Here is a 19,674-nt window from a genome sequence, read left to right on the forward strand (position 1 = left end):
TACTTATCAGCTATCAACAACTGACAACTTTTATATCATATCAAGTTGTCATATATTTGTCAATAACTTTTTCATTTAATATTTTTTATCACTTTCTAAATCAGCGACAAGTAATATAATAGCAAACTTATTTTTAAGAGTCAATTATTTTTTTACAAAAAAATACTGTTAAGTATCTCTTACGACACTTAACAGTATTTATATTATTTCTCTTTTAGTTCTGGAGCATCAGTTGAGAACATATCCTCTGTCGATTTACCATTATTCTTTGTTAATAAACTTGTTTTCTTTTTCTTCTGTGCTTCTTTCAATTCCTTCAAGGCTACACTCTTCTTATAAGTATATTGTGACTTGTCTACTTTCTTAAAGCCTTCCAAATTGTAGAATCTCAGTAAATCACCTGTTATTATCTTATCAGACATATTCAACTCACTGTCTACTTCATCTTGTTGCTTTTCAACTTCCTTAGACTCCTTAGAAGTTAACTTAGAATTTACAACTTCACCATTATTATTATAAACTTTGCTTCCAATTTTACTATAAACAGGAGATACAAAGTCACCATTTCTAAACGCAACTGTCTGACTTCTATTATTTGATAACAAATCTTGTCCAAGTTGAACAGTTCCTGTATCTTTTATTCCTAGTAAGTCCATTAACGTAGGCATTACATCAATTTCTCCACCATATGTATGATTAATGCCACCTTTCAATCCATTTAAGTGGATCATGAATGGAACTTTTTGGAACATAGCCAAATCATAACTAGTTACTTTCTTTTTACCCAATAATTGCGCAATTGCTTTTTTATGGTTATTTGAGATACCATAATGATCACCATATACAACAATCATTGAATTATCATATAATCCAGCCTTTTTCAAATAATTAATAAATTCTTCAAATGACTGATCGAGGTAGCGTGCAGTTTGGACATAACCATCAACAGTTGCATCTCCTGTTGTTGTTTTCGCAATTGATTGATTCTTTTTATCCAATTCATATGGATAATGGTTTGTTAGAGTAATGATTTTTGCATAAAAAGGTTGTGGCAATTGTTCAATATATTTTACAGATTGTTTTAAGAAAATCTTGTCTTTTAATCCATAACCTATATTATAATCTTTCTTACTCTTATAGTAGTCTTTACTAAAGAAATATTGATATCCCCAAGACTTATAGGTATTATCTCTATTCCAGAAACTTCCTACGTCTCCATGAAATGCAGCTGTAGTATATCCTCTTTGATCTAACATTGCTGGCAATGCTTGGAATGTATTTCCTGCTCCATAACTTGTCATAGCCGAACCTGATGGTAATCCATATAATGAATTCTCTAACATAGTTTCTGCGTCAGAAGTCTTACCCTGTCCTACTTGATTAAAGAAATTATCAAATGCTAATGTATTAGAATCATGATAAAACTTATTTATATTTGGTGTTACTTCTTCACCATTAACTTTATAATCAATCATAAATTGTTGGAAACTTTCTAAATGGAAAATAAACACGTTCTTTCCTTTAGCCTTTCCATAATACTCAATATTAGGAGATGTTCTATTTTTATTAATTTTCTTCAGAATTTCATCTAGGTCTTTCTTGCTAGCATTAGCTCTAGTTGCAGATTCTTGATGAGCTTGATATGTACTGTAACCCGCAAAGAAGTCTAAACCTAAGTACTTAACAATGTAATTATTATCAAATGTTCTTGTTAATAGTTGCGAACGGTCTTTCTCGGCTAAACCTAAATTAATAGCAAATAAAACTAGTGAAGACACCGTAATTATTATAGGTCTCCAAATTTTCACAGGGCTCAAATCAGGTTTGATTACTTTGAAAATCACCAATAGGGCTAAAATAATTACATCTAAAAATACTAAAAAGTCTGTTCCATGTATAATCTGACTAATACTTAAACTTAAGTTATTTGAAACAGAACCCGATGATTTTATGATACTCATCGATAGAAAATCTGAAAATTCTCGATAGTATAAAATATTGGCAAACAACCATAACGATTGTAGCAGATTAATGACTATCATAATCCAATAAGATTTTCTACCTCTGAAATAAAGTGCTATTCCAAATAATAATAATCCTGCCGGTATCGGATTCAAAGCTAACAAGAATTCTTGCATTCCATCCGATACTCCCAAAGTGAATTTAGTATTGTATACGATATAAGTCTTCATCCAAAAAAGGAAAAGCGTTAATGTAAAGAAACCTATTCGTGTACTCAATCCATTTCGAATTTTTCTTAATGCTAATCGCATCTCTTTTTGCCTCCATAACAGATTAATACAAAACGATTATAATAGAAAAGATGGCCTATTTAAATAATAGTAAGCCATCCTTCATAATTACTTAACAAATTAAAGTTAAGACTAATCATCCAACAAATCAAAAATTTCAATAGCTGCTAGATCAATATCATCAAATTCAAACTTTTGATGTGTCTGCATCTCTTCAAGAGTGTAAGTATTTGTAGTTGGATCATATGCTACTTGACCACGTTCAGAGCCATTTTTTTCAAAACGTCTAACTTGAACTTCATCGCTATCACTTTTAGCCATAGCATCAAGACGTGTGATAATCGCTACAAGTTGTGAATTTTCCATAAATTACAGCCTCTTTTCTTTAAACAATAATCGTTATTGCAATACTTATAATATACAAACATGATAATATCATGTTTACCATATTTTTACATTAGATTTTATTAAAAATTTCCCTTTTCTATACAATCTATTTTTTCGTTACAATTCGTTTAGGTTGGATTAACATTGCTATCAAGCCACTCAACATTCCAAAATAATAAGTAACTATTCTCCATAAAAGCATTGCTAAAACTAACTTACTTCCAGTGCCGATAAAACTACTAAAGATTACCGAAAAGCTATATTCAGCTCCTCCAGCTCCTCCAGGTATTGGGAATAAAGACACAACCATAACTATCAAAACATGCATAGAAATTACCATAATGACGTTAACATGTGTCACGCCTAATGATAATAGGATGAAATATGGAATAATATAATATACAGCTAGCTGTATAAAAGTTATTGCACTTATTTTTAATAATAATTTCCAATTAGATTTCAACTTTAAACTCTCTTCATAGAAATTATCAATTTTCTCATCAACTACTTTATTCCAATTTTGATATTTTTTATCATTAAATATCCATTTTATTGGTAATAATGTTACTTTTATAAACTTCTTGGTAAAATCGTACCAATACATCACCATTAGCAAACTAACGATAACAGCTAGATGGATAATAAAGCCAAATACTACCAGCCACGTTAGCGCATGTATTTTTTCTTGAATAAAATTAAAACCTATTAATAAACACAATACAAAGTTAACAACTATCATAGCTTGATAAACAATAAATTTCATCAATGTACTTGATGTTGCACGCCCAGCATCTAAACCTGATTGCATTAATGCAAATAATTGTGCCGGTTGTCCCCCTGTTGAAAAAGGTGTTATTCCATTAAATAGTTGCTCTAACATTGGCACTCGTAATGCATCAAAAAAAGGATAACTTTTAATCTGCCTTTGAACTAGTATTTTTATGACTAACGCTTCAAATACTAAAGAAAGAAACATACACAAAAATGCTATTCCTAACCACCACAAATTTAAGGTGGTAACATCATGTACGAAACTACGAAAAGATATTTTTCGTAAAGAGAATAAAAAAATCGCTATTCCTATACCAAACATTATGAATAACACTATTCTATTTTTTCTTGTCATAATCTTACCTACTAAACTTTTGATAATAAGCTAGCCATATTTTTGCTAGTCTTCTTTCAGAATAATATTCTGCAGCTTTTTTAGACTTTTCTTCCAATTTTTCTAATTTTTTTCTATCTTGCGATAAATTGATAATTTTTTTATTCATATCATTTACATCCTTAGCCGGTTCGTAGTAACCATCAATGATTGAATAATATAAATCTAAATCACGTAACATAACTGGCAGACCTGCACTAAATGCTTCTAATACACTCATTGGAAACAATTCATTGTATGAAGGAAGCAAAAATAAATCAGCAGCATTATAATACTCATTCATTTTATTCCTATCAACTATTCCCGGAAATTTCAAATTTGCAGGAGGGTTCTTTATAACTTTTTTTAGTTCGTCATATCCATCAGTAATAGCTCCAAAAGAAAATCCACCTACCCAAACAAACTGTATTCCAGGATTTAGCTTAGCTAATTTTACAAAGTCAGGTACTCCCTTACGTTCTTGTACTTGTCCTACACCAACTATTGTAAATTTATTATCTAAATTCAATTTCTTTCTCAAATTCTCTTTTGAATCTGAAATTTTATAAAAAGTATCACTGGATACAAAATTAGGTATATAAGTTATCTTTTCTCTCTTTATTCCATAAGCCGTCAATTTCTCAATAAATGATGGATTAACAACTACTAGCTGATCCATTCTTTTATAAAAAGAAATTATATACTTAAAAAAAACTTTTTTCGCCAACCAAGGCAATTTTAAACTTCCATCTATCGTTTCCGGCAAAAAATGTACATATCCAATTTTGCAGCCTCTTCCCGGAAGAAAAGTAGATAAATAAAATTGCGGATCAATAGTGTGATAATGACTAATATTTACACGGTTAAATTTATTAATCTCTATATTAAGTTCTTGTGAATAATATTTTTTTAATAAATTTATTAACTCTGTATATGCACTTCCAACACCTTGTCCTTTAACCTTAGTTGCCGAAGAAAACATCCCTATCTTTATCAAAATTATCTTCCTTTCGCTTTGTTCAGCTCATCAGAATTAAATCTTAATTTCTTTTTCATATCAAAATCTAGCATGCATTTTTCATAAAAAGAAACAACTTTTCTCCCAAAATTATCTGCAGAAATACTATTCAACAATTCTTCTCTCGGTTTAGAATCATTATATTTTTCACCATTTAATAGATAATCAACAACCTTGTTAACCAATTCATCTTCACCTGTAAAAGTCATACCTATACTTGCATCTGTCAAAATTGAATCTGTATATGGACTATGAGTAGTAATTACTTTTGTGCCTGAAGCGATTGCTTCTATATAGGTCAATCCTTGTGACTCTGATACTGAAGTTGAAACGAAAACATCAGCTGCCTTATAGTAGCTACCTACTTCATCATTGTTAATTTCTCCAGTAAAAATAACGCTATCAGTTAAATTCATATCAGATACCTGTTGTACTAAACTCTCCCTAGCAGGTCCATCACCACAAATCATCAACTTAGTTGCTGGAACTCTAGCTAAAATATCGGGCATAGCATTTAGTAACTTATCTATATTTTTTTCAAAAGCCAATCTACTCAAAGTTAGTAGTAAAGGTTGCTCTGGATTTATTTTATATTTTTCCCTAATATTTTCATTCGTACTTTTAGAAAATTTAGAGATATCTACTCCAGTTGGAATTATTTCAATAGGTTCATCAATTCCATATCGTTCTAATGTCTCTTTAACTCTTAAGCTAGGTGCTACTATTCCCGACATGTGGTAACAAAAAGATTTAGACATTTGTTTAACGTGATAAGGCTTTAATAATCTTCCTTTAGCCACATAATGTAGATAGTCCTCATACATTGTATGATAAGTATGTATGCATGGAATTTTCAAATTTTTAGCAACAAACTTTCCAATTAATCCCATTGAAAATTCTGTTTGAGTATGAATAATATCTAAATTTAATTCTTTAGCTACTTGATAAGCATGAAAAAGTCCCCTTACAGCAATACGTCTATCTGTAAATGAGATGAATGGAATACTTGAAAAGCGAAAAATATTACGCTCATAAATACTTTTATCAACATTAGGATCAGTTGTCGTAAAAATATATGCTGTGTGTCCCTGTTTCTCTAATTGTTCTCGTAACGTTTTGATAGAGGTCGCAACACCACTTACTTGCGGATAGTAAGTATCCGTAAATATTCCGATATTCACATATATCCCCCTCTGTCATTTTATAGTCATTGTTAATTATATGTTTTTAACAAAACCATTGCAATTAAAACCCATAATTTGATCAACAAATATCCCAAATTTTACAAATAATTTACAAATAATTTACAAATAAAAAAGCTCAAGAAGGTATTCCCCTCTCAAGCCTTTCATATAAATTATACTAGATTATTTTGTGTATTGATTTACAAGTTCTACAACTTCATCAGCTGTTTCGCAATCATTAACTGCTTTATCAGCTAATTCTTCCATCTTCTTAGAATCTAGTGTCTTCAACAAACTACGTGTCTTCAAAATTGAAGTAGCACTCATTGAGAATTCATCTAAACCTAATCCTAATAAGATAGGAACAGCAACTTGATCTCCAGCCATTTCACCACACATACCAGTCCATTTACCTTCCTTGTGTGATGCTTCAATTGTGTTCTTGATCAATCTCAAAATTGAAGGATTATATGGTTGGTATAGGTATGAAATCTTTTCATTACCACGGTCAGCAGCCATAGAATAACCAATTAAGTCGTTCGTTCCAATACTAAAGAAGTCAACATACTTAGCCAACTTATCTGCAACCATTGCAGCAGCTGGAACTTCCATCATCATACCTACTTCGATATCATCAGATACTGGAACACCATCTGCAACAAGTTTTGCTTTTTCTTCTTCAAAGATAGCTTTTGCGTCCTTAAATTCTTGGACAGTAGCAATCATTGGGAACATGATAGCTAAACTACCATAATGGGATGCACGCAATAAAGCTCTTAATTGTGTGCGGAAAATATCTTGGCGATCTAAAGAAATACGAATAGCTCTATATCCTAAGAAAGGATTTTGTTCTTCTGGTAATGGAAGGTATGGTAATTCCTTATCTCCACCAATATCCATTGTACGAACAACAACTTGCTTACCATTCATACCTTCAACAGCAGCTTTATATGCTTTAAATTGATCTTCTTCAGATGGCAATTCGGAAGCATCCATGTAAAGAAATTCAGAACGGAATAATCCGACTGCTTCTGCACCATTATCATTTGCACCTTCAACATCCTTAGGTGTACCAATGTTTGCAGCTAATTTAACTTCTTTACCATCTGCTGTAACTGACTTAGCATCCTTCAATAACTTCCATTCTGCTTTTTGATCAGCAAAAGCCTTAGCTCTAGCTTTGTAATCTTCTAATTCTTCGTCAGTTGGTTCTACTAGTGCTTGTCCATCTAAACCATCAATAATAACCATTTGACCTTCAGAAATTTCACTTGTAGCATTACCAGAACCTACAACTGCAGGAATTTCTAATGTACGAGACATGATAGCAGAGTGAGAAGTACGTCCGCCAATATCTGTGATAAATCCCTTAACAAAATTACGATCCAACTGAGCTGTATCGGAAGGAGTTAAGTCATGAGCAACAATAACTACTTCTTCATTAATTAATGCAGGATTAGGGATAGATACTCCCAACAAGTGACCCATAACACGCTTAGTAACATCGCGAATATCACCAGCACGTTCTTGCATATAAGCATTATCTTCCATTGCTTCGAACATTTGAATGAACATATCAGTTACACTCTTCAAAGCAGCTTCAGCATTTACTTTGTCATTTTTAATTTTATCGTTAATTTGTCCAAATAATTCTGGATCAGATAAAATTGTCAAATGAGCTTCAAAAACTTGTGCTTCTTCAGCACCTAGATTTTCAGTAGCTTTTTGCTTAATGACTTCAAGTTCTTGTTTGGAAGTTTCAACAGCTGCACTTAAACGTTCGATTTCAGCATCTGGATTATCAATAGTTTTTTCTTCAAATGATAAATCAGGTTGAACGAGCATGTAAGCTTTAGCAGCTGCAATACCATCGCTAGCTGCGATACCGTTTAAAACCTTAGTCATTATTCAGCTAAACCTTCCTTTTTCATTGTTTCTTCAATAGCAGCAATTGCTTCTGCTTCATCTGCACCGTCTGCAGAAATTACAACATCAGCATTTTGGCCTACACCTAAGGACATAACACCCATAATAGACTTCAAGTTTACAGACTTGCCATTGTATTCCAATGTTACATCTGAGTTAAATTTGCTTGCTGCTTGTACCAACAATGTAGCTGGACGTGCGTGAATACCTGTTTCTGCGATTACGTGAAATTCTTTCTTTTCCATTATTAATCAATCTCCTTTGAATAAGTAAATATATGTGATTAAGAGTCTTGTTAAGAACACGTTTACATTAACGATATGCAAACGATAACAATCTCGATACTATGATAATAACATGAAAACCTTAGTAAGACAAGACTTACTTCATTTTAAATTTATACATATTTTTTAGGTATTTTTACTGTTAAATAACTATCTTTACTGATTTATACTTAAAATATACTTGCTAAAATCATTATCATGCACAAAACACAATTAATACTAAATTAATTTGGATTCCTTACTATAAATATAGGTAGCTCCCCCACCTCGTTTAGCTGTTCCAACAATATTCTTTCTATGACTATAATTCATAAAAGCTTTTTGAAAATCCATGAATTCTTCTGTATTTATTTCTAACTTATCTAGTGTTCCTTCTCTAAGTTCGTCTAACAATGCAGTATAATCTTTTTCCATAAAAATCACCTCGCGCACAAAATTATAACATATATTTTATTCAAGTCTTTATACTTGAACTTTATACCTAACATTGTATAATGAAGTCATTAAGGTCAAAGTTGGTCAAAATAACTTTGATATGTTGATAGAAAGGTCGTGAAAATCTATGTTATGTCAAAATTGTCATAAAAATCCTGCGACAATTCACTTAACAACTAATTTAAACGGTCGCCAAACCTCTATTGATCTTTGTCAAAATTGTTACCAAGAAATCAAAAATGAAGCTAACGGCTTTAATAATATCGGACAAGATCCATTTGGTTTTGGTAGTTTAGATGATATTTTCAGAGCTATATCTAATCCTAATTTTTCTAACCAACAAAGTATGTCTCAAGAGCCACCTACACAAAGTGGTCGCATAGGTGGAAATAACGGTAATCGTAATGGTGATTCCTCTATTCTGGGACAATATGGATTAGATTTAACAGAAGAAGCAAAAAATGGTCAAATCGATCCAGTTATTGGACGTGATAAAGAAATAGCCAGAGTAATTGAAATTCTAAATAGACGTACTAAAAATAATCCTGTTTTAATTGGTGAAGCTGGTGTTGGTAAAACTGCTGTTGTTGAAGGACTCGCCCAAAAAATTGTTAATGGCGATGTTCCTCAAAAACTAATCGGAAAAAAAGTTATTCGTCTAGATGTTGTTTCTTTAGTACAAGGAACAGGTATCCGCGGACAATTCGAACAAAGAATGCAACAACTAATGAAAGAATTGAAACAACAAAAAGATGTAATCTTATTTATTGATGAAATTCATGAAATTGTTGGTGCTGGTAATGCAGAAGGCGGAATGGATGCTGGGAATGTACTCAAGCCATCTCTTGCTCGTGGAGAATTCCAATTAGTCGGTGCTACTACCCTAAATGAATTCAGAACAATTGAAAAAGATGCAGCGCTCGCTCGTCGTCTTCAACCAGTTCAAGTTGATGAACCTAGTGTCGAGGAAACTATTAAAATTCTAAATGGTATTCGTAATAAATATGAAGCTTATCATCATGTAAAATATACTGATGAAGCTTTAAAGGCTGCTGTAACTTTATCTAATAGATATATTCAAGATAGATTCTTACCTGATAAAGCAATTGATTTATTAGATGAATCTGGATCTCGTAAGAATTTAACAATTCATGCAACTGATCCAAAAATTATTGAAGAACGCATTAAGAATGCCGAAAATCAAAAACAAGCTGCACTAAAAGAAGAAAATTATGAAAAAGCAGCTTACTATCGTGACCAAGTATCACGTTTTGAAAAGATGAAAGACAATGCTTCAGATGAAGATACTCCAGTTGTTACCGAAAAAGATATGGAACGTATTATAGAAGAAAAAACTAACATTCCTGTTGGTGAATTAAAAACTAAGGAAAAAGAACAACTTCGTGATTTAGGCTCTTCACTTGAAAAACATGTTATTGGTCAAGATGAAGCTGTAGATAAGGTTGCTCGTTCAATTCGAAGAAATCGTATAGGTTTCAATAAATCAGGACGTCCAATTGGTTCATTCTTATTCGTTGGTCCTACTGGTGTAGGTAAAACTGAAACAGCTAAGCAATTAGCCCGCGAGTTATTTGGTACTGAAGACTCAATGATTCGATTTGACATGAGTGAATACATGGAGAAATTCTCAGTTTCTAAATTAATTGGTTCTCCTCCTGGATATGTTGGCTATGAAGAAGCTGGTCAATTAACTGAACAAGTTCGCCGTCATCCTTATAGCTTAATTTTGCTTGATGAAGTTGAAAAAGCTCATCCTGATGTAATGCATATGTTCTTACAAATTCTTGATGATGGACGTCTAACTGATTCTCAAGGAAGAACAGTTTCATTTAAAGATACTATCATCATTATGACAAGTAATGCTGGTAGTGGCGATTCTGTAGTATCAGTTGGTTTTGGAGCTGAAGCAAATGGTTCATCTCATTCAGTTATTGATAAATTAACCAAATACTTTAAACCTGAATTCTTAAATCGTTTTGATGATATCATTGAATTTAATCCATTGTCTAAAGATGATTTAGTCAAAATTGTTCGCTTAATGCTAGATGATGTTAATAAAATGATGGCTGATCAAAATATGCATATTGATGTTAGTGATAAGGTCGCAGATAAACTTGCAGAATTAGGTTATGATCCTAAGATGGGTGCTAGACCACTTCGTCGTGTAATTCAAGAACAAATTGAAGATAAAATTGCTGATTTTTATCTTGATAATCCAAATGTCCAAAATTTTGTTGCTGATTTAGATGATAATGGTGATATCGTAATTAAATCTAAGTCTGAAAAAAATGAAGATTAATTTCTTAAGAGAGTTAACTTTTTAACTCTCTTTTTTTATGCTTTTTTATTCAATATTTTTGATAAAATTAATATATTTAGCTATAATATAATTAGAGATACAGGAAAGGTTCGGTGATTATTATGATGCATTTAGTTGATGTAACTGCTAGTCATGCTAAAGACATTCAACGTGAATTAGCAGCCACCCCTGTCCACTTCATTAAAGTTTATACTTTAGGAAATTCACGTGTTGTATATAAGAAAAAGCATGGATTTTCTGAAATTGTAATTTCAAATAAATTACGTGGAATAACTGACAAAGAAATAAATTTTGTTGTTGAAAAACTTTTGAAGAATGACGCTAAAAATATAGAGATTACTAAACAAAAGAGTTTAGTTGAAATCATCGTTAATAACTAATTCATATATAACTACTACTTATTAGCCCCAGATTGATATTTTACATCAAATTTGTCGGGCTTTTATTATTTCACAAATTCATTTAAAATCTTGTTTATTTTAATGATATAATAGAAGATAATAGTTCTTCATGAAATGAGGTGAAATAATGGCATTCTTAGACTCAGTAAAAAACTTGATGAAGTTTAATAAAAATAATGAAACAAAACAAAAAAATGATATATCCACAGTTGAAAAAAGTGATCTCTCAGATAAAAATAAAGAACCTATCACTAAAGTTGGACATAACGCTACTTTAATCATCATATATCAAGACGATCGTGGTCAAAGTCTGACTACTCCACAAATTATTTCTGGATATATTGGCGAAGAACTTCATTTAAGATTCAAAGAATTTCCCAACTATGACTTAATTAATATTTCAGGATTTACCAGTGCCTTTGTTGATCCATATGGTTCTGTAACTCTTACCTATCGTAAACATCAAGGGGCTGATGTTTGGCTATTTTCACAAGATATTGATAAGCAAAAGTTACTGATGCGTCCTGTCTTTATCCGAGGAGATTTTGGGGAACGTTTTGAATTAAATGCCCCTACCATCCCTGACTATTCACTACAAAAAGCTGTTGGTCCTACTCGTGGTGTCTTCTCAGATAAACAACAATTAGTCACATACTATTATCGTAAATCACGTTGGAAAATTGTTGATCATAATGTGCATTATCTTCGTATCAATTCTTATTGTTTAAGTTATACAGAACCCGAAGGACATGATATATCTGTCACACTTGCTCCAGATACTGTTTGGCAAACATTTGAGTCTATTCAGCTTATCAATAATGATTGGTGGTATAACATTGGCGGAAATGCCTGGGTTAAATTTGATGAACAACGTATGGAATTACTAGAAAACAATCCATATACTTTATCAGATACATTAAAGATCGCTCCTATCCAGGATGATCCTGAACTAAGTATTCCTGAACCAGTTAAATTATCTGTTACTGCTGAAATTAACTTTGTACCTAACCAAAAACTTGCTCTTTATGATCGACCATTCGGTAAAAAAATTAATGAGATAGAAAATGGAAAAACTGTGCTCATAACTGCTCGTAACCGTGTCGGTCGTATGCTTTGGTTTGAAGTTGATGGTCTAGGTTGGACAATTTGGGAATATCTACAATTTTAAAAAGAGATGTAGTTGAAATTCAACTTACATCTCTTTTTTTATTTATTCAGCTTTAAAATGATACATTGTAGCAGCATAGTCATTACGGATAATAGGATCATAGAATCCTAATTCCATTAATTCATCGCCACCATAAACCTTATTAGTTTCAACATCACGGTAGTTCCTATTGGTATCTAATCCATATAATTTAGTTTTCGTTAATACAGGTTGAGCTTCTGCTAAAACTTTACATACCATTACTACTGCTTCATCTTTTTGAGGGCTTACAAACATCCAAGCTGTTTTATTACCATCTTTAGAAGATTGTAAACGATAGAAATCTCCATATTGGACTAATTTTCTAATACCCTTGTATTGATTTACTTGTTTTTTAACAATTTCTTTTTCTTCGTCTGTCAATGTTGTTAAGTCTAACTCATAACCAAAGACTGCACTCATAGCAACTGCACCTCTAGTATCGATTGGTGTCACTCTACCAGTTTGATGATTTGGAACTGCAGACACATGAGCTGTCATCATTGATGGTGGATATACTAAACTTGTACCATATTGAATAGTTAATCTGGCAATCGCGTCCGTATTATCACTAGTCCAGCTTTGTGGCATGTAGTAAACAAAGCCTGCATCAAATCGTCCACCACCGCCAGAGCAGCCTTCAAATAAAACATCTGGGAACTTGCTAGTTATTCTTTCTAAAATATCATAAACCCCTAAAACATAGCGATGATAAACTTCACCCTGTCTATCTGCAGGTAGATTTTGTGAATAGATATCAGATAAATTACGATTCATATCCCACTTAACATAATCAATGTCATTATCAGCAATAATAGTTGAAACCTGATCAACTATGTCATCTCTGACATCTTTTCTTGTCATATCTAAAATATATTGATTACGCGATGGACTTGGTTGTCTTCCTGGAACTTGCATCAAATATTCAGGATGGCTTCTATATAATTCCGAATCCATTGAAATCATTTCTGGTTCAAACCAAATACCAAATTTCAAATCTTTGCTGTGTACGTAATCTGCAAAATGTTTTAAGCCTTGAGGGAATTTTTTCTCATATACATTCCAATCACCTAATGATGAATTATCGTCATCGCGATGACCAAACCATCCATCATCTAATACAAACATCTCTATCCCCAGTTCCTTGGCTTCGTCTACGATTGGCTTTAATTTATCTTCATCAAAGTCAAAATATGTAGCTTCCCAATTATTAACTAGAATTGGGCGTTCCTTATATTTATATTTGAAACGTGTAATTCTATCTCTGATAATATTATGAAATGCCTTACTCATAGCATTCAATCCATTATCAGTATATGTCATTAATACTTCTGGAGTTTGGAAACTTTCCCCTGCTGGCAATTGCCAATTGAAATTATAACCATTAATCCCTACTAATAATCGAACTTGATCAAGTTGATCTTTTTCAATTTCAAAAGCATGGTTTCCTGAGTAAACTAACGCAAAGCCATACGCAGCACCATTAAATTCATCAGTATTACTATCAACCAAAGCAACAAACGGATTCATTTGATGACTAGAAGTACCACGAATGCTACCAAATGTTTGAATCCCATATCCTAATTTTTGTCTTTCTAAATGACGTTCGTTTACATGGGCTCCTGGTAAACTAATTACATCAAAGTCTCGTTGAGAGAAATCTATTTGCATGGATGCAACTTTTTCCAAGTTTACATTTTCTTGTCCTAGATTCTTAACCTTAACTGAACGTGTAATAATTGGATAATCACGATATATTGTATATAGTAAGTCAAATAAAACTCCACTTTTCTCGTCTTCTAGCGTAACAATCAAAGTATTAGCTTCCGATTCTGACTCTACATAAGCTGCTGGAAGTCCTGTCAATTCAGGTTTTCCTTCTTCAACTTTGTAAGTCTTATATTTTAGCATTAATCCATTTGAGCCATCTTTTTGACGCACTACTGTTGCTGGAACTCGATAATCCATCTCACCGGCACTACTATATTCTTGTGGCAAAGTATCTTTGGAAAAGGTTCTATCTAAACTACCTGGTAAATTACCAGAAAATCCTCTATCTACTCGTGGATAACGTAATTGTCCATGATAACTTTTTACCCTTTTACCAAAATATAAATGACTAATAGTATCGCCATCTTCAATTGAAAAAATATATGAAAGTTGCTCATTATGCAAATGAAAAACTCGATTTTCTTTATCTACTGTAATTAAATCTACCATTTTACCAAACCTTCCTTAGCTATAGTTTACTTTAATCCACAATGCCTACTTCTTCTACAAAACGTTTAAATGCCATTCTACCGGTTTCATCATGCTTATAAACTCCAGCATCTTCTAGCACTCTAGCAAATACTCGACCTAATTCTTGATGAATAATTGTATCAACATTATCTTGATTTATATCTGAATATTTTTGTTTAATATCATCAGCCCACACTTGATGATATTCTTCCATTTTATTTTCTTGACCTAATAAGTATTTCTCAACTTCTTGAAGTTCACCTTTCAAACGAGGAGGTAAAATTGCTAATCCCATTACTTCAATTAACCCAATATTTTCTTTCTTAATATGTTGAACATCTGGATGAGGATGGTAGATACCATCTGGATATTGTTCTGAAGTTTGATTATCACGCAATACCAAATCTAATTCTAACTGTCCATCTCGTTTGCGAGCAATTGGCGTAATAGTATGATGTTTTTCACCATTAGATTCAGCTAAGACAGAAACTTTTTCATCTGAATACCCACGCCAAGTTTTTAGAATTTTATCAGCTAGATCTACTAAATCTTCTTTTGAATTTCCACGTAAACGAATAACTGACATTGGCCATTTAACAATTCCTGCTTGTATATCTTCATAACCTACAAATTTTAATTCTGTTTCTATTGGTGCTTTTTCCATCGCGAAAGTATGACGTCCACCTTGATAATGTTCATGTGTTAATATAGAACCACCTACAATTGGCAGATCAGCATTACTTCCTACAAAATATCCTGGAAATTGCTCAATAATACCTAACAAATTATTGAATGTTTGCTTGGTGATTTCCATTGGTTCATGAATTGTATCTAAGAAAATACAATGTTCATTAAAATAAGCATATGGCGAATATTGGAATCCCCATTGTTTATCATCTAAATCGAAACGAATAATTCTATGATTTGCTCTTGCAGGATAATTAACTCTTCCTTGATAGCCTTCATTTTCCATACAAAGTTGACATAGAGGGTATCCACTTGCCTTCATCTTTTTAGCCAAAGCAATTTGTTTTGGATCCTTCTCAGGCTTCGATAAATTAATTGTTATCTCTAATTGTCCATATGATGTTTCAACTGGAAAATAAATATTTTTCGCAATAGCTTTTGTCTTAATATAGTCATTTCGCTTACTTAAATCATAAAAATTCTGAATAGCTTCTTCTGGTGAATTTTGTTGGTAAGTTTGCCAAAAATCTTGATTAACTTTACTTGGTAAAGGAGTAATGAAATTCATCAACTCTGCGCCTAAACAATCTTGTTCATTCAAAGTTTCACCAACTTTACCATGTTGGACAGCATATTCGACTAGCCCGTCTTTTAAATCAATAATTTCATTTTTAGTAGTTGTTAGTTTTTCAACACCTTCTCCTACCAAATTCAAAATCCGATTATATAAGTAATTCCTATCAAGTTCTGTATAATTTCCTTGTTCAATTACTTGTTTTATAAATGTATCTAATAGTAATTTATCATCCATCTTTCTCAGAACCTCTCTTTACTTATCTTGATAACCTTCTGGATGTAAAGTGTGCCACTTCCACGCTGTCTCAATAATCTTACTAATATCATCAAATTGAGGTTTCCAACCTAAAACTTCTCGCGCTTTTGTAGAAGAAGCCACTAATACATCTGGATCTCCACCACGTCTAGGTGCTATTTCAGCTGGGATTTCTTTATTTGTAACCTTTCTTGCAGCTTCTAAAATTTCTCGATTAGAAAAACCTGTAGACGAACCTAAGTTAAATGCCGTACTTGGATTACCGGCTTTTAGATAATCTACCGCTAGAATATGCGCATCTGCCAAATCTAAAGGATGAACATAATCTCTTATATTAGTACCATCTGGAGTATTATAATCATCGCCAAAGATTTGTAGCTTATCTCTTTTACCCATTGCTACTTGTAACACAATTGGTAAAAGATGAGTTTCAGGCATATGATCTTCACCGATTGATCCATCAGGTTTAGCACCAGCCACATTAAAGTAACGTAATGGTACAAATTTTATTCCATATGCTTTATCAGCCCAACGCATAATCTTTTCCATCATTAACTTACTTTCTCCATATGGATTGATTGGATTTTGTGGAGTTGTTTCCTTAATGGGAACTTCTTCTGGAATACCGTAAGTAGCTGCTGTAGATGAAAAAACAATTTTATCAATTGAAAATTCATTCATTACTTCTAATAACTTAACCATTCCAGCAGTATTGTTATCAAAATACTTCAATGGCTTTTTCATGGACTCTGCTACTAAAGAATAGGCAGCAAAGTGAATGACCGCATCTATATCAGAGTTTTCTTTAAAAACTTGACGCATAAAATCTTTATCTGCAATATCTCCTTGATAAAACTTAGCATCCTTGTTAACCGCTTGACGATGTCCAGTCACCAGACTATCAACAACGATTGTTTTTTCACCCTTCTCTATCAATCTATCCACTGTATGTGAACCAATATATCCAGCTCCACCTAAAACTAAAGTAGCCATCAAAATCCCTCCATTAATTATTCTTTATTAAAGTACTTTTGTTCCATCTGCAATTTCTGCAATATAGAATGCAGGAGCATAACCTATCTTTTCTGTATAAACCTTACCCACATTTTCTTTAAATGCTTCAACTTTGTCTTTATCAACAATTGCGATACCACAACCACCAAAACCAGCACCAGTCATACGAGCTCCAAGTACACCTTCTTGTTTCCAAGCAGTATGTGCTAATGTATCAAGCTCGATTCCTGTAACTTCATAATCATGTTCAAGTGAAACATGTGATGCATTTACTAAGCGACCGAATTTTTCTAGGTCACCTTCTTCTAATGCAGCTTGTGCTTGCATTGTACGTTGATTTTCCCATACAGCATGGCGTGCTCTCTTCAAACGATTTTCGTCTTCAATTAAGTAAGCATATTCATCAAAAGTTTGAGCATCTAGTTCACCTAAAGTATTAATATCTAATTTAGCTTGCAATTCACCTACTGCAGTTTCACATTCACTACGACGTTCATTATACTTAGAATCAGCTAATTCACGACGTTTGTTTGTATTCATAATAACAATTACGTTATTTCCCATATCTACTGGTGCATATGAATATTCAAGAGTATTAGTATCTAATAAGATTGCTTGGTTTTGTTTACCCATTCCTACTGCAAATTGATCCATAATACCAGAATTTACACCAATAAATTTATTTTCTGTTTCCATTCCTAACTTAACTAAGTCAACACGATCAATATCTAAGTTAAATAATTCTTGGGCAATTACACCAATTAACATTTCTAATGAAGCAGATGAAGATAAGCCGGAACCATTAGGAATATTTCCTTCAATAAAGATGTCCATTCCTTTATCAACATCATGACCAGTTTCCTTTAAGAAATAAATCATCCCTTTAGCATAATTTACCCAATTGTCTTTTTTGTCGTACTTTAAATCATCAAGTGATGTTTCGATAATTCCTAAATCTTCAAAGTTAGCGGAATAAAAACGTAATTTATTATCTTCACGTTTACGAGCAGCACCATAAGTTCCTAAGCTAATTGCACATGGGAAAACATGACCACCATTATAGTCTGTATGTTCACCAATTAAATTAATACGTCCTGGTGAGAAGAATGTAGCTTCAGCTTGTTCACCAAAAATTTCTGTAAATTTATCATTAATTACCTTTTTATCCATAATAGAATCCTCCTCGTTATCTCGTATAAAGAAAACGTTTTATTAACAATTTTATTGTAGTACTTTTTAGTAAACTTTTCAATAAAATTTACTAAAAATATGAGAAAAATTTATTATTATATCAATCTATGATACAATATATATTGAAGTTACTTAGAAAGATGGGGTTATATGGCTACTATTAAAGATATCGCCAAACTTGCAGGCGTTTCACCAGCAACCGTCTCTCGTGTTTTAAATTATGATGAATCGTTATCTGTTGGTGATGAGACTAAAAGAAGAATTTTTAAAACTGCTGAAAAGTTAAATTATTCTAAACATAAAAAGAAGAATAAAGAAGAACATTTAAATAAGATAGCCATTGTGCAATGGTATACTGAAGCTCAAGAATTAACAGACTTGTACTACTATTCAATTCGTCTAGGAATCGAAAAAAGAGCTCAAGAATTGGGATATGAAGTTGTTCGTATTTTCCACGATGATCCTTTAGATGCAATCCAAAATGTCGATGGAATCATTGCAATTGGAAAATATAGTACTAATGAAATACAACAACTTGATAATCTAAATGCTAATTTAATCTTTGTTGACAGTGATTCCTTAAGCAATGGTTTTAGTTGTGTCGTAACTGATTTCCAAAATTCCGTTATCACTGTTTTAGATCACTTCTTAGAAAAAGGTCAAAAAAACATCGGATTATTAGCAGGTGAGGAACATACTTCTGATAATTCTCAAACTTTGATTGATTTACGTTTTACTATATTTAAAGATTATCTTAGTCGTTTAAATCTTTACAACCATCAAAATGTATATGTTGGAAGTTTTAATCCTGAATCTGGATACAAAATGATGAAAAAAGCTATCGTAGAATTAGGCGATAACCTTCCAGAAGCATTTTTTGCTGCTAATGATGCTATTGCTATTGGCGCAGTCAGAGCGCTTCAAGAAGAAAAGATTTCTATTCCTGATCGAGTAAGTATCATTTCTTTTAACGATACTTCTATTACTAAATATGTTTACCCATCATTAAGTAGTATTAAAGTATTCACTGAAGAAATGGGCGTTGAAGCCGTTAACTTACTATTGGATTACATCGCTCATCCATTTAACGTTGCAAAAAAAGTTATCTTAGGAACAAAATTGGTTCTTAGAGATAGCACTATCAATTAATT

At 32.3% G+C, this 19,674-nt stretch carries 16 protein-coding genes; 4 read left to right on the forward strand and 12 right to left on the reverse strand.

The window, feature by feature from the left end:
• Positions 1–203: 203 nt before the first annotated feature.
• The 8 genes from NOU10_RS08730 to NOU10_RS08765 all read right to left on the reverse strand — a co-directional run bounded on the left by NOU10_RS08730 (position 204) and on the right by NOU10_RS08765 (position 8,609).
• Entirely contained in the window at positions 204–2,273 is a 2,070-nt protein-coding gene (locus NOU10_RS08730; RefSeq protein WP_081530262.1) for an LTA synthase family protein, read from the reverse strand.
• Positions 2,274–2,384: 111 nt separating this feature from the next.
• A complete protein-coding gene (locus NOU10_RS08735; protein WP_003699512.1) occupies positions 2,385–2,618 on the reverse strand; it encodes a YkuJ family protein in 234 nt (77 codons plus the stop codon).
• Positions 2,619–2,745: 127 nt separating this feature from the next.
• Positions 2,746–3,765, reverse strand: coding sequence for a lysylphosphatidylglycerol synthase transmembrane domain-containing protein (locus NOU10_RS08740; RefSeq protein WP_255906604.1), 1,020 nt, complete (start codon positions 3,763–3,765; stop codon positions 2,746–2,748).
• Between the two features lie 4 nt (positions 3,766–3,769).
• A complete protein-coding gene (locus NOU10_RS08745; RefSeq protein ID WP_160944802.1) occupies positions 3,770–4,780 on the reverse strand; it encodes a glycosyltransferase family 4 protein in 1,011 nt (336 codons plus the stop codon).
• Positions 4,781–4,782: 2 nt separating this feature from the next.
• Positions 4,783–5,982: a glycosyltransferase family 4 protein gene (locus NOU10_RS08750; protein ID WP_087118615.1), complete on the reverse strand. Its 1,200-nt coding sequence runs from the start codon at positions 5,980–5,982 to the stop codon at positions 4,783–4,785.
• 186 nt (positions 5,983–6,168) lie between these two features.
• The gene (gene ptsP / locus NOU10_RS08755; RefSeq protein WP_003708316.1) at positions 6,169–7,890 is read right to left on the reverse strand and encodes a phosphoenolpyruvate--protein phosphotransferase; all 1,722 of its coding nucleotides are present in this window, start codon (positions 7,888–7,890) and stop codon (positions 6,169–6,171) included.
• Positions 7,890–8,156: a phosphocarrier protein HPr gene (locus tag NOU10_RS08760; RefSeq protein WP_003699522.1), complete on the reverse strand. Its 267-nt coding sequence runs from the start codon at positions 8,154–8,156 to the stop codon at positions 7,890–7,892. Before NOU10_RS08760 ends, ptsP begins: the two co-directional genes overlap by 1 nt.
• Positions 8,157–8,414: 258 nt before the next feature.
• Positions 8,415–8,609 (reverse strand): hypothetical protein, encoded by a 195-nt coding sequence (locus tag NOU10_RS08765; protein ID WP_003699525.1) that lies wholly within the window; start codon positions 8,607–8,609, stop codon positions 8,415–8,417.
• A 148-nt stretch (positions 8,610–8,757) separates the two neighbouring features.
• Here NOU10_RS08765 and NOU10_RS08770 point away from each other — a divergent pair, with 148 nt between their 5' ends.
• From NOU10_RS08770 to NOU10_RS08780, 3 genes are all read left to right on the forward strand, one after another.
• Positions 8,758–10,950: an ATP-dependent Clp protease ATP-binding subunit gene (locus NOU10_RS08770; protein ID WP_255906606.1), complete on the forward strand. Its 2,193-nt coding sequence runs from the start codon at positions 8,758–8,760 to the stop codon at positions 10,948–10,950.
• A 122-nt stretch (positions 10,951–11,072) separates the two neighbouring features.
• Positions 11,073–11,351: a DUF1827 family protein gene (locus tag NOU10_RS08775; protein WP_160994067.1), complete on the forward strand. Its 279-nt coding sequence runs from the start codon at positions 11,073–11,075 to the stop codon at positions 11,349–11,351.
• 148 nt (positions 11,352–11,499) lie between these two features.
• A complete protein-coding gene (locus tag NOU10_RS08780; RefSeq protein WP_160996438.1) occupies positions 11,500–12,540 on the forward strand; it encodes a MucBP domain-containing protein in 1,041 nt (346 codons plus the stop codon).
• Positions 12,541–12,582: 42 nt separating this feature from the next.
• Here the strand turns inward: NOU10_RS08780 and NOU10_RS08785 are convergent, their stop codons facing one another.
• From NOU10_RS08785 to NOU10_RS08800, 4 genes are read right to left on the reverse strand one after another with little or no spacing between them, the layout of a single operon-like run.
• Positions 12,583–14,778: an alpha-galactosidase gene (locus NOU10_RS08785; RefSeq protein ID WP_255906607.1), complete on the reverse strand. Its 2,196-nt coding sequence runs from the start codon at positions 14,776–14,778 to the stop codon at positions 12,583–12,585.
• Between the two features lie 31 nt (positions 14,779–14,809).
• Positions 14,810–16,297 carry a UDP-glucose--hexose-1-phosphate uridylyltransferase gene (galT, locus tag NOU10_RS08790; protein WP_232751348.1) on the reverse strand — a complete coding sequence of 496 codons (1,488 nt, stop codon included), beginning with the start codon at positions 16,295–16,297 and terminating at the stop codon, positions 14,810–14,812.
• A gap of 18 nt (positions 16,298–16,315) precedes the next feature.
• Positions 16,316–17,311: a UDP-glucose 4-epimerase GalE gene (gene galE, locus NOU10_RS08795; protein WP_003705758.1), complete on the reverse strand. Its 996-nt coding sequence runs from the start codon at positions 17,309–17,311 to the stop codon at positions 16,316–16,318.
• Positions 17,312–17,338: 27 nt separating this feature from the next.
• Positions 17,339–18,502: a galactokinase gene (locus NOU10_RS08800; protein WP_003699538.1), complete on the reverse strand. Its 1,164-nt coding sequence runs from the start codon at positions 18,500–18,502 to the stop codon at positions 17,339–17,341.
• 171 nt (positions 18,503–18,673) lie between these two features.
• Between NOU10_RS08800 and NOU10_RS08805 the strand changes: the two genes are divergently transcribed.
• Positions 18,674–19,672: a LacI family DNA-binding transcriptional regulator gene (locus tag NOU10_RS08805; protein ID WP_087448892.1), complete on the forward strand. Its 999-nt coding sequence runs from the start codon at positions 18,674–18,676 to the stop codon at positions 19,670–19,672.
• Positions 19,673–19,674: the final 2 nt, after the last annotated feature.

It is taken from the genome of Ligilactobacillus sp. MP3 (assembly GCF_024436335.1).
In the GTDB taxonomy this organism is placed as follows: domain Bacteria; phylum Bacillota; class Bacilli; order Lactobacillales; family Lactobacillaceae; genus Ligilactobacillus; species Ligilactobacillus salivarius.